Source organism: Shewanella aestuarii (genome assembly GCF_014647215.1).
In the GTDB taxonomy this organism is placed as follows: domain Bacteria; phylum Pseudomonadota; class Gammaproteobacteria; order Enterobacterales; family Shewanellaceae; genus Shewanella; species Shewanella aestuarii.
In genome coordinates, this window is sequence record NZ_BMOT01000004.1 from 89,585 (window position 1) to 102,994 (window position 13,410).

General features: G+C 41.3%; 8 protein-coding genes. 4 read left to right on the top strand and 4 right to left on the bottom strand.

The features are described from left to right. Positions 1-452: 452 nt before the first annotated feature. Positions 453-3,479 (top strand): hypothetical protein, encoded by a 3,027-nt coding sequence (locus IEY03_RS07840; protein WP_188840807.1) that lies wholly within the window; start codon positions 453-455, stop codon positions 3,477-3,479. A gap of 143 nt (positions 3,480-3,622) precedes the next feature. Here the strand turns inward: IEY03_RS07840 and IEY03_RS07845 are convergent, their stop codons facing one another. Both IEY03_RS07845 and IEY03_RS07850 read right to left on the bottom strand, forming a co-directional pair. Beyond that, positions 3,623-3,949, bottom strand: a complete 327-nt coding sequence (locus IEY03_RS07845) for a hypothetical protein (protein WP_188840808.1) — start codon at positions 3,947-3,949, stop codon at positions 3,623-3,625. Positions 3,950-3,954: 5 nt separating this feature from the next. After that, positions 3,955-5,166: a dicarboxylate/amino acid:cation symporter gene (locus IEY03_RS07850; RefSeq protein ID WP_188840809.1), complete on the bottom strand. Its 1,212-nt coding sequence runs from the start codon at positions 5,164-5,166 to the stop codon at positions 3,955-3,957. Positions 5,167-5,434: 268 nt separating this feature from the next. On the opposite strand from IEY03_RS07850, the gene IEY03_RS07855 reads away from it, so the two are divergent. Then, complete coding sequence (locus tag IEY03_RS07855) at positions 5,435-6,367, top strand: dihydroorotate oxidase (protein WP_188840810.1); 933 nt, start codon at positions 5,435-5,437, stop codon at positions 6,365-6,367. Positions 6,368-6,766: 399 nt separating this feature from the next. Here IEY03_RS07855 and IEY03_RS07860 read toward each other — a convergent pair whose 3' ends face one another. Continuing rightward, positions 6,767-8,599 (bottom strand): DUF885 domain-containing protein, encoded by a 1,833-nt coding sequence (locus IEY03_RS07860; protein ID WP_188840811.1) that lies wholly within the window; start codon positions 8,597-8,599, stop codon positions 6,767-6,769. A gap of 588 nt (positions 8,600-9,187) precedes the next feature. Here IEY03_RS07860 and IEY03_RS07865 point away from each other — a divergent pair. Next, positions 9,188-9,781, top strand: coding sequence for a hypothetical protein (locus IEY03_RS07865; RefSeq protein ID WP_188840812.1), 594 nt, complete (start codon positions 9,188-9,190; stop codon positions 9,779-9,781). A 231-nt stretch (positions 9,782-10,012) separates the two neighbouring features. Then, positions 10,013-12,082 (top strand): M13 family metallopeptidase, encoded by a 2,070-nt coding sequence (locus IEY03_RS07870; RefSeq protein ID WP_188840813.1) that lies wholly within the window; start codon positions 10,013-10,015, stop codon positions 12,080-12,082. Positions 12,083-12,352: 270 nt separating this feature from the next. Here IEY03_RS07870 and acuI read toward each other — a convergent pair whose 3' ends face one another. Further along, positions 12,353-13,333, bottom strand: coding sequence for an acrylyl-CoA reductase (NADPH) (gene acuI, locus IEY03_RS07875; protein WP_188840814.1), 981 nt, complete (start codon positions 13,331-13,333; stop codon positions 12,353-12,355). Positions 13,334-13,410: the final 77 nt, after the last annotated feature.

Here is a 13,410-nt window from a genome sequence, read left to right on the forward strand (position 1 = left end):
AACTGTAATTATTAGTGATAAATCCTTTGTAAATTTATGAAGACATTTTTATGACGTATCTAACCCGCAAAATGATAATGATTTGTTAAAAAATTTGAACAAGTTGTCACAATTGGTTATCTTGTGCGCTGCAAAGGAAATGCGTAAACAATATTTTTACGCTCAGCAATAATTAGAATCAGAAAAAATGGTCATGGAAGATGTAAGCAGAGTAACGTTTTGTGAATCATCACATTCTGCGTTTTAGGGTATTTTTCTCTTACATAATGGGCTCAAATGACATACGCAGCCACTTTCTGAATTTTTACTTCCGCAAACTGAATACCAGTATTTACTAATTTGATCTAACACATGATAACGCTAAAGCATCAGCCGCACTGTAATTGGCGTTAAATAGCGATAAAAATAAAAATAAAAGTCTATTAGTTACATATTTGCAAGGGTGAATAACAATGAACGAAGCTAGTCAACCTAGCCAACAGAACACGATTATCGAAGAAATTAAACATCGTGTATTAGAAGTAGACGCCCTTCGAAATGGCGCTAAGCACCCAGATGACATTGAATTACCGCTTGACTATATTGCGGCATTAGATGAAATCACTACCATCGATCGAGAAGAAATTGAAGATATTGCTCGTGATGTCATTGCCAAGCACAAAAATATTACCCGCATTATTCCGCAGAAAAGGCAGAAGAATAAACAGCGCGATATGAATCAGTGGTTAATTAATATCTCGTTGTTATTAATTGTCAGTGTGGCAGTTAAAGTGTTATTTCTCGATGACGGCAGCCCCAAAGACCCCAATGAGAAATCCTTCGCCACAAAAATAGCTTCTACCGATTTCAACGCATTACAACAAGATGCAAGTGATATATTGAGCGATGTAGCCCGTTCTGCCGAGGCGTTAATCCCAAGCTCTGATGCTATCACAGACTTGCCCTTTACTTTAGATGATATCCAAAAATCAGCGACATCGACCTTTTCCTCGATAGTACAATCTACTCAAGATTTATTCCCTGAAGCTGAAATGCTTACAAACGAATCGGCAGAGGTGAGTGCTGTAACAACTCCCTCACAGGTTATAGAGACATCGGCGTCAAAAGAAACCGCTTCTGCAAACAACAAGCTGACAGAAGATATTGCGCAGGCCAGCACACTCGCACTTAACACCAACACTACAACTGCAGATGAGGTACTTTTAACTGAGAATGCTCAACCTGTTGTCGCAATCGAAAATACACAACCGACTGAAACTGAAATTGACGCAGCCACACTAGAGGCTGCAAACAAAGCAATTGAAACCGCGATGACCAAAGGCACAACCGTTGCCGAAGAACTGGAGAAAATTGCTTTTACTGAGGTTATAGATAATAACCCGGATACTGCCAATATCGCATTAACTGACGATATCGAGCATGCTGCCAAGCAAGGTAACCCAATAAACTCAGATGAAATGGCAGTCCAGTCAGATGAAATACTGTCTCTCGCATCTAAAGCGTCATCGGATCCAGATCCAGTCGCTAATATAGCCCATGCTAGCGAGATTAATCCTACTGAAACGAATTCGATTGAATCTCTATCTAGCAAATCAATCTCTAGCAAACCAATCTCTAGCAAACCTATGACTAGCGAGTCTGAGTTGATTGAAATCACCTCCACTCAGCCGACGAATGAAGCGAGGGCTTTGGTCGCAGAACAATCCAGTTTAATTGTCGATGCAAACACTGAGAAGTCGCAACCTGCAGAACAACCCACTGCTTCTTCAGAGGTAAACATTGCTGTAGAGCCTGAATTACAAGTTGCGGAGCTAAAAGCTGTTACCGAAGAAAACAAGGCACTAGCCGATGATACAGCTTCACAAGACACCGAAGAGGTAATACTCGCCTTAGAGAGCACTACCACGACTGATACTAATACTGATACAACAAAAGCTGATACTGTAACGGCTAATAATGTAGATATAACTGAGACCAGCGCAATTGAAGCTCAGTCGAGTACAAGCATAACCAAAGACAAGCCAAAGCCAACCTCTCAACAGGCATCTGAAATAGCTTCCACACAAAAAAAATCCAATGCACCTAAAACCGCTGAGGAATATATTTCATCAAGCGTAATGCCTGAAACTGGCTTATTAACAGCGGTAAAACAGGCTTTTTATCAATTAGCCAATATAAAAGCTTTACCGTCATCAAATACCATATTGGCTAACAACTCAATAAACGAAAAGACCTCTGCAGACAAGACTGAAGCTGTTGAAGCTGTTGAAGCTGTTGAGATTACCGACACAGAAATAGCCGCTAGTAACATGCCATCAGCAGAAGTCATTAATAACAGCGCGGTTGAGAGTAGTGAGGTAGAAATTGACCCAGTTACTGAGGTGGAGGTTGTAACAGCTAAAGCGGTTGAAATTGCTAAAGTGAATAACGAAGCTGATGTCCAGGGTATTGAGAATATTCAGGTTGCTGATGTTATTGAGGTTGCTGACAATAGCCTGGTAGAAAATACCGCCGCAGTCACAATCGCTGAGTCGCCAAACACAGCTGTCACTTTACCTGAACCGCTAGTCGTAGAAGAAGCCAGCATTGCGACCATAGGTAACTCTCAGCCAATTTCAACTGCACCGATTGAGCCATTGATGACTGAGATGCCAGCCTCAGCTGAATCTTCATTAGCGATAAATACTCAAAAACCAACATCGAATGACAAAGTATCGATAGCGGAAAATAACTATCCTTTAGCCACAACCATTGCCGCGAAACCCATTTCTACTGAACCTGAAGTGTTAGCAACGACATTAGTGACAAATGCGGCAGAAAAACAACCAATGCTTAGTGCAGATAAGACCACACTGGCTGTAAATGAAACAGCCAGTACTCTGCAGACTCAAAGTGGTCCACAAGTATTGCGGGTCACACTCGGTAATGATGATGCCATAGATGAAGTGACCGAAAAACTTATCGCCGCCCAACAAGCGCCGCTAACCACTAACACCGTAAATGCAGAGATAATTCAAGCACCAGCATCAGTTGCAACGGTACAAACTGCATCGAATAATAATATCTCCACCGCCAAGGCCCCAAGTGCTAGCTTCAATGGGTTAAATCTTAAATTACAGCTAAATTCGATTGTCGATTTATCACAACTGGCCAAAATGTCGGTTTCACAATTTTATACTTACCAAGCAAGGTTACCTAAGCCGGCTGACAAAATTGATTTACCTATTAATGATCTTAAAGCACATCCATTAATTAGTGATATTTTCTTGTCAGAACAGAGTGATGTGATTGTAAAATTAGCAAAATATTATGGTGAAGGTTCACAACTGACTTTTACTCCCAGCATTGACAATGATGGTAAATTGATTAACTGGAAGTGTAATGCCAATATCGACCCCGCATTACTCACAGGCCCAGGAGAGTCACCTTGCCAGTTGACCAAGAGTGCTGCTTTGCCAGCAGTAAACACCAAGCTGTAATTCCTAGTCGAACTGCGGCGCTACAAATACCAAAGGCATAAGCTTTCGCTTATGCCTTTATTTTTGTTATCAATTTATCAGAATATTTACACGCTAAGCATTAAAATCGACTCTTCTCTTCCATACACTTTAGCTAGTTTTAGTTAATGATTCTCCATGCTTTCACACTGATAGCCTTGACGCATTGAATCAAAACGACAGCGTAAACCACATTGCCATGGTGCCTGTGCAAATTTATCCGATAAGCGAGTCGCAAATGACTTACATGAAGGGTAATCCTCAAACCCATCTTCCATTTCGTACTTTGCCGATTGGTAACCATTCTTATAAATGAATGCGGTCCAGGTTTCTGGAGAAGTTTGTTGATGGCTATGATTTATGCTGTACACCGCTATCGATGTACTCAATAACAGAACCACGACAAAAATGATTGCTGGCAAGTTATTGGTTTTATGAGTCTCAGTATTCATAAAGCTTATTTTGCTTGGTTTAAATAATGTTTACCGTTAAGTCGCTCAATAATTTGTGTTGCGGTTAAATCATGCACCACATTGATGACGGTAGAAGCGGCGTCGGTAATGGCCCCTAACACCACTAGAATAGGGATCACTTCCAATGGTAAACCGAGTGTCGTTACAATAAAAATCTCACCTAAAAATGCCCCACCGGGTACTCCGCCAATAATGAATGCCGATAACACAGAAATAAGCACAGTGATCATAAATACATCGGCGCTAAAATCTAGACCGAGTAAAGAATAGATGAAGACGATTTTTAGTGCGGTAATCATTGCCGCACCGCCTTTATTCAAATTAACCAACAAGGGCAAACTGATTTCACTGATTTGTTCGTTCAACCCCATTTTATTAGCACTGCGAATGGTAACAGGCAAAGTGGCGAGTGATGAACTCGTGCCTAACGCGGTAACAGCTGGCTCTAACATATTTTGCCAAAAGCGTTTTATGCCTTCAACACCACCACCAAGCCAGGCATAACAGGTTGAGCCAATAGTTAAATACAATACCGTCGCCAGCATAAATAAACCCACTGCGCGGGCAAATGTTCCCATTAACTCGGCATCTTGGCTCGCCATGGTAGAGGCAAAATAAGCGCCTAATCCAACAGGAGCTGCATACATTAAAATAGCGATAATCTTCATAATGACAGTGTTCAAGCTATCTAATAAGTCAGCAACCTTGCGACCATCCTCTCCAGATTGCCCTATCGCAATACCACTGATCACCGACATAATAATTAACGCCAGAATGTTTGATTTCGATAACAAGCCGACAAAATCATTGGTGGTCAGTAAACTGACAAAGTCCATGGTTCCACCGGCGTTATCAATGGTTTCTGCCAATTCTAATGTAACGCCTTGGGCTGGGTCGAATGCAGATGCCAACAAGATAATTCCGATAGCGGGAATGAGTGCCATCATGATTGACACCGCCATAATAGAAACCAAAATCGCGCCTAATTTTTTCAAATCTGTCATTCTGGCAATAGAGGACATCACACTGACCGCCACCAATGGCACTATGATCATAAATAGTAAATTAAGGAAAATTTGTCCTATGGGTTTAAGTCCAAGTGCAAATTCAGGTTGCCATAATCCTAATGCGCCACCGAGCATCAAAGCCAACAGTAATATAATTGATGATTGGTAAGCGCGAAGCGTGTTCCACATGAGATGTCCAGAATAAAAAAGAATAACATGACTAACTTAAGTGAAATTAACCCATAGTACAATTGTATTAGTGAACAAGATGATAACTGGTGACTGGGTGATGTATCCTCAACCATAATTAACGAGAAAGCCCGCATGAGCTAAACACGCGATCATTTAACAGTTTCAAACATCTCCCTAATAAATCGGTCAATTTATTGCTCTGAATCAATACCATGGCCGCACTGTAAAAATACTATTCACCCCACCCTACAAAGCAAATATCCGTATGCCTATCGATCTGTCTACCCAAGTTGCAGGGGTCAAACTGCAAAGTTACCTGATGAATGCCTCAGGGCCACAATGCACTACATTCGATGAACTGGAACGTATTGCGCATTCAAATTCAACGGCCATTGTCACTAAATCATGCACCCTGCTCCCACGGGAGGGCAACCCTGAACCTAGATATCAAAACCTACCCTTGGGCGCTATTCAATCTATGGGATTACCCAACTTAGGATATCAAGCATACCTTGAAATGATCCCTGCGCTAAAAGCAATGAATAAACCCGTGGTCGTCAGCATTTCTGGATTTAGCATTAATGACAATATTAAAATGGTGAGCGCTTTTCAAAAAAGTGCCGTTGATTTAATTGAAGTCAATTTCTCTTGCCCAAACATTCCAGGCAAAGCCCAGGTTGCTTATGATTTTGAACAAACAGATCAAGCGTTAGCTGCAATTACTGCGCTGGGTGACAAACCCATAGGTATCAAACTTGCGCCCTATTTTGATATGTCACATTTCACTGCTGTCGCTAATATCATTAAAAAATACCCGGTAAAGTTTATTACCTGCATTAACTCAATCGGAAACACCTTAGTGATTGATCCTTATACCGAACAACCTATCATCAAACCCAAGGGTGGCTTTGGCGGCTTATGTGGCGATTATGTCAAACCGATAGGATTGGCCAATGTCAGAGCCTTTAGGGAATTACTTGGTGATGAAATCAGTATTATCGGTGTTGGTGGCATTAAAAGTGGCATAGATGCGTTTGAATATTTGCTTGCTGGGGCGGATGCGGTGCAAATTGCTACCTGTTTAGAAAAAGAAGGGCCTAAATGCTTTGCCAGAATTGAACATGAGCTCAAAGCGTTTATGGCCGCAAAGGGCTATACGCAATTAAGTGATGCTAAAGGTAAACTAAAACCAATGTAATTGTTGCTAACTAAACTCAGAGATTAACAATAAACTAATATTAAACAATACCTTGAACAACTAACTGTATTAAATTGTCTTACAATAGGCTGGGATCCGGTGTCCATATCAACAGCTAGTTTGATCAAAAAGATCTTTACTGGCTGGGTATGAGACAAAGGTACAAGTTGAGCAATTGAGTCACTGCTTGCCTAAATCAGCAGCTAACGCTTTTATTGGTTTTGACAGTAAAGAGTTATCAATTGCATACAAGGCGTCGGCTTTGCTAAAAGCTCCTTGTTGTAACACAGCTCCAAGCAACTCAAGTCCTTTGGTTAATGTCGAGCCCCTGCGCAGCCATAAAAAGAAAACCAGTTGAATAACAACTGGTTTTATCTGTTTACTGTTATTTAGTTAAATCTAGGCTGGTGCGCTTTGCTTAGCCGCAATATAGCTGTCGATAACACGTTCCAGTAAATCTAACGGCATAGCCCCATTTTTCAATACCGCATCATGGAACTCACGCAAGTCAAACTTATCACCTAAACTGTCTTTGGCTTTTTGGCGTAAGGATAAAATTTTCATCATGCCCACTTTATAAGATGTCGCTTGCCCAGGCATCACAATATAACGTTCGATTTCAGCAACAACGTCGCGCTCAGCACGACCAGTATTATTAGCCATATAGTCGATTGCCTGCTCACGAGTCCAACGCTTATGATGTAAGCCGGTATCAACCACTAACCTTACCGCTCGCAATAATTCATCCGTCAGACGACCAATATTATCGGCGGGTGTCTTTTGAAACCCTTGCTCATAAGCCAAACGCTCCGCATACAAAGCCCAACCTTCTATATAAGCGGTAAAAGGCGCAAAACGGCGAATAAATGGCATATCTTCAAGCTCCATTGCAATAGAGATTTGAAAATGATGCCCTGGGATCCCCTCATGGTATGCCAAGGTTCTCATGGCATATTTAGGGGTGGTTTTCGTATCATATAAGTTGGCAAAAAAACGTCCTGGTCGAGAACCATCCAACGAAGGTGCTTGATAATAAGCACCAGGTGCCGTTTTTTCTTTAAATTCAGGTATGCGTACAACTTCCATGCCCGCTTTAGGCCTGATATTAAATGCATCCCCCAATCCTTGGTCAATTTCATCAAGTATGGTTTGGTAGTCCGCTAAAATCTGCTCGCGACCTGTGTCTGAATCTTCATAGTAAAACTCAGGTCTGGCAGAAAACTCATTCATTGCAGCCAAATACCCATTTGAAATGTCAACGCCCTCTGCCTTAAAAATGGCGAGCATTTCCTGATGGATACGTGCAACCTCAGATAAACCTAACTGGTGGATCTCATCGGCACTGTAATTGGTAGTAGTAAAAAACCTTAGTGCCAAAGCATAGGCTTTATCGCCGTCTGGTAATCTCCAATACCCATCATCAGTCCCCGCGGTCGTCTTTAACTTGTCGAAGTAATCGATAAATAATCCATACGCGGGATACACTGATTCTCGAATTGCGATATCGGTTTTTGCTAGGATGGTTTGCTTATCTTCGGCACTAAAACTGTCAGCCTTATCCATTTTGCTTTGTAACGAAGTATAAAGAATATTTTCTGTGCTTGGAGTGGCGACAAAACTCCGCATTTCATCTAATACTCGATCGATCACAAATCGTGGCGGAATAATCCCCAGCGACTCTCGTTTTTCGAGGCCTATCAGATGTTGAGTATATTTTCGCTTCACCTCACCTAATCTAGACAGGTAATTGTTTGCATCTTCTAAGGTATTAACTTGGTGCGATGACTCCATGAAGCTAGGGAAAGCACTTTGAATACCAAACATCTGATTTGCAGGGTAATTATGGTATTGATATTTTTCAAACTCATCTAACATATCTAATAAATAAATTGCGATATCTTTAGACAGTTGCTGATTTTCATCGAGATCAGCATCTTGATATTGCATTAGCCCCTTTCTGAAGGTAATGAGCTCGGCAAACAGGGCTTTATCATTGGCTGGATCGACATCATCCAAGTGGGCATTATGGCCTTTGATACCAATGGATTCTAAAAAACCTAACGAGGTTAACGTTTCAGGGTTTTCGAACGCCATTTTAACCATGGCACGATCAAGATATGCCCTGAACAGGAAAGGCTTTTCAGCATACCATTCATGCGCAGCAAAACTGGCTCCCAACGTTGTAATACTTAACGCACTAATTCCAATCCATTTTAATGTTTTTTTGATCATACCCTAACCTTTGAAAAACCAATCTATTGATGAGTTATCAGGAAAATATCCTGTTTTTTGTCGTGTATACCCCGACAAAATGTTAACGGTAAGTTAACACGGTAAAATCTTATTTGCTGATTTTTGCACAATCTTTGAAGATAAAATAAGTAACAGAGTATTAATTCAACTTTTGGTGGTTAGCGCTAAGCTAAGGTAAATCAAGAATAATTGCTGGAGGCTGCTTAAATGCATGATAATCATGCCCTCATGGAGGTTATTTATGCTAGCCGCTGTATATAGCTGTCCTTGTTTAGTTGTTGTGGCGACATGACTGCTGCAGCAGGCTTTGAACATGGAAGATTTTAATCGATAAATTAACAAAAAACCATTACACCACAGTAAGATAACAACTGAAAAACAATTGCCTTACAAGTTAGTGTTCAGCGCACATATTTTAGATTACCATCAACTTTCAGTTTCCACCCGCTTGCCATTTCACGTAGAATTTAATTGAATATAGTGTGCGCTACCAAAAGACAAAGCAACTTCAACACACTTAATGCACAAAGCTTAGTCTTATACTCAATCATTGAACGGTAATAGTGAATGAAGAAACAAGCAGGGTTTCAACAGTCTTATGCAGATGCCGAAGCGGAAACGCTATCATTAGCAGAATTACTCGATTCGGTTGAAAAAACGGCATCGCCAGCAGATGACGTGTTAAATAAAAACCAAGCTGCTATTGAACAAACCAATGATCGTCTTGATTTTATCGTCTATTTGACCATTAAAGGGATTGATATTACATCCCAAGAAATGATTGCGAAAATTGCTTACAAGTTTGACTGTGATCCACATCAGATCATTGAAGACATGCACACACTAACCAACAAAAATACCTGGAAACAGCATAAAGTCCGCTTAAAAGATAAGATCAATCAGCAGCTGTTACGTAAGTCAGCCTTAACCGCAGCGAGAAAGAATGATATATCGAATAAAATGCTACAGTCTTTTTCGTTTGATGCTGAAACCTTACTTAATCTGTCGACGCAATTTGAATGTCGTCCCGTACACATAGTCGATGATATTCGTCATTTCAAAAAATTCTCAACTCAAAAACAATTGTTAATTGAGCAACGCAGTAAAGCACCGATTATCCGTGCATTTACCCGTTTTGCACGTTTCAATATTCAATATTAGTGCTTCGTTTTGATAGCATCATCTGCCTCACTACTACACTAGATAAACAACACTCTCACTCCCAAGTGATACTCTCGCCTCATTTAACATCATATTAAGCTCAGATTAATCTGTCCCCTATAGGCTGTAATTTAAAATTTGCTAACAATTCAATGTTTGACTTTTAAACTCATTCTTAGAAGATGAGGGTGAATTTTTAGCCCTAAAAAGCCAGTAAGGAAATAGATAACAATGAAAAAGTCCTTAATTGCCATCGCACTAGCAAGCACCTTTCTTAGCGCATGTGGCACCTCAGAAATCGCCAAAACAGACAGTCCAGCCGTGAAAAACATTGCGGTAAAAAAAGCTGAATTAGGTGAATTTGGTATTGATTTAACCGCCAGAAACGAAGCCGTTAAGCCAGGCGATGATTTCTTTATGTATGCCAGCGGCACATGGTATGACAACTTTGAAATGCCTGCAGATAAAACACGTTATGGTGCATTTACCGCATTAGCTGAACGCAGTGAAGTACAAGTCAAAGCCATCATTGATGACATTACTAGCCGTCAAGATTTAAACGCCGAAGAGCAATTAATTGCTAATTTTTACCATTCTTACATGGACACAGACACCATAAACAAACTTGGTGTATCGGCAATTCAACCAACTTTAGATCAAATTAGCGCGATCAAAAATACCGATGACTTAACCAAGGTATTTGGCCAAGCTTGGTTAACTAATACGACATCACCGATTTATGGTGGCATGTGGTTTAATCGTCTTGATCCCAACCAATATGAGCTTTCTGTCGGAGCAGGCGGATTAGGCTTGCCCGATCGCTCATACTATTTAGAAGACGATGAACGCTTTATTAATATCCGTAGCGCTTATGTGAACCACATTGCCCAAATGCTGACCTTTGCAGGCATAACAGAGGGTAAATCCCGTGCAGAAGCAATTTTAGCGCTGGAAACCAAAATTGCCCAAGGTCACTGGCCACGAGAAAAGCGTCGCGATCGCGACTTAACACTAAACCAAGTAAAGCGTGCAGATTTAACTCAAGCTTATCCAAATTTTAATTGGGATCTTTATTTCGAACAAACGGGTTACAAGGTGCCGCAACTTAACATGTCGCAGCCTGAACCGATTAAAGCAATGATTGCATTAGTGAATGAGCAACCATTGAAAGTATGGCAAGACTATTTAACCTTCCATACCTTGAGCAACAACGCAGACTTGTTATCTGAAGACATTTACCAAACCAACTTTGACTTTTATGGCAAAACCTTAAATGGCCAAGAAGAACCACGCCCTCGTTGGAAACGCGCTGTGGATGAAATGTCAGCAACTGAATCATTAGGTTTTGCAATTGGTAAAGTCTATGTAGCTCGTTATTTTCCTGAATCATCTAAAGCTCAAATGGCTGATTTAGTTGAAAACTTACGTACAGCTTTAGGCCAACGTATTGATGGGTTAACTTGGATGAGCGATGACACTAAAGTCAATGCTCACGCCAAACTGGCAGCTTTTAATCCTAAAATTGGTTATCCAGATGTATGGCAAGAATTTGATGGTTTAACACTATCGAGTGAAGATTTAGTGGGCAATATTCACAAATTACGCCAATACTTCCATGCCGACAGCGTCGCTCAAGAGTTGCAAAAAACTGACCGTAACCGTTGGGGCATGACACCTCAATATGTTAATGCTTATTACAACAGCTCATTCAACGAAATTGTGTTTCCAGCGGCCATTTTGCAACCGCCATTTTTTGATCCAAATGCCGATCCAGCCGTCAATTATGGTGGTATTGGTGCGGTAATTGGTCACGAGATGGGTCATGGGTTTGATGATCAAGGATCAAAATCTGACGCTAACGGTATTCAACGTAACTGGTGGACCGATACCGATCGCGCGGCATTTGAAGCCAAAGCAGATCAATTAGCTGCGCAATACAGCTTATATGAACCAATCGCAGGTAATTTTGTGAATGGTCGCAACAGCCTTGGCGAAAATATTGGTGACGTAGGCGGTATAGCAATGGCTTACCATGCCTACCAGTTAAGTTTAAACGGCAAGGAAGCACCAATCATTAATGGTCTAACCGGTGACCAGCGCTTCTTCTTAGCGTGGGCACAAGTATGGAAAGAGAAACGTACTGAACAAAGCATGCTAAGTCAGCTTAAAGCGGGCACCCATGCACCAGGTCATTATCGTGCACTTGCGCCTCGAAATCATGATGCTTGGTACAAAGCATTTGATGTAAAACCTGGCGATAAGTTGTATTTACCAGAAGATCAACGCGTACGTATTTGGTAATCCAGTCCTTTACTGAGGATGATTCTCGCGCCGCATTGTTTTGCTAATCAATGCGGCGTAATAAGTAGATAAATCCATAGTACAGTCATTTACAGCTTTAAAAAACTAACATGCCAGTCAGCTAACTGACTGGCATTTTTATAGTAATTTTAAATCTAACCAAGGCTATTTTCTGGTTGAATTGGGTTGGTGTGAAAACGTTTGCCTTGAGACGGATGGAGTGATGATTAATCACCTAAGCGTGAACATTCAATAAAGAGTAAAGTGTTTTTAGCCAACTTGGACAAGGATACGTCCGCGAATATTACCGGCCATCAAGTCATTTGCCCCTTGGATGACTCCCTCCAGTGTCATCTCAGTAGCAATATCAGCCAACATTTGTGGTTCAATAATGTCAGCAAGACGCTGCCAGGCCGCTTCACGATCAGCAATTGGACGCATTACACTATCAACACCAGCTAATGTTACGCCACGTAAAATAAATGGCATAACAGTGGCAGGAAGATCCATACCTTGTGCCAAACCGCAGGCGGCCACAGTGCCACCGTATTTAATATTGGCACAAATGTTGGCTAAAGTATGACTGCCAATAGAATCAACAGCCCCTGCCCAGCGTTCTTTGGCCAATGGGCGTCCTGGCTCAGACAATAAATGGCGATCAATGACTTCTTTGGCTCCTAATTTATGTAAGTAAGCAGCCTGTTCAGTGCGTCCCGTTGAGGCCACCACGTGATATCCTAGCTTAGCTAGAATCATCACGGCAAAGCTGCCAACACCGCCATTTGCGCCCGTAACTAAAATGTCGCCTTTATCTGGTGTGACGCCATTTTTTTCTAATGCCATGACACATAACATGGCTGTATAGCCCGCCGTACCAATAGCCATCGCCTGACGAGGAGAAAACGCTTTTGGCAATGGGATCAACCAATCACTTTTTAAGCGAGCCTTTTGTGCCAAACCTCCGCAATGGGCTTCGCCTACGCCAAAACCATTTAATAATACCGTATCGCCTATCACAAACTCGTCCGAATCTGAATGTGAAACAAGCCCTACAAGGTCAATGCCTGGCACCATAGGAAATTGTCTCACAACAGGAGCTTTACCTGTGATCGCTAGACCATCTTTATAATTTAATGTGCTACAAAGAACATCGACACACACATCGCCCTCTGGCAACACAGATTCATCAATATCTTTTAGGGTTGCACGATAACCTTGTTGATCTTTTTCAATTAAAATGCCACGAAACATAAAACCTCCAATTTAGACCGACCGTCTATTTAAATGCAAAAAATTTTTATTACCACCACTCAATCAACAGCAAACAG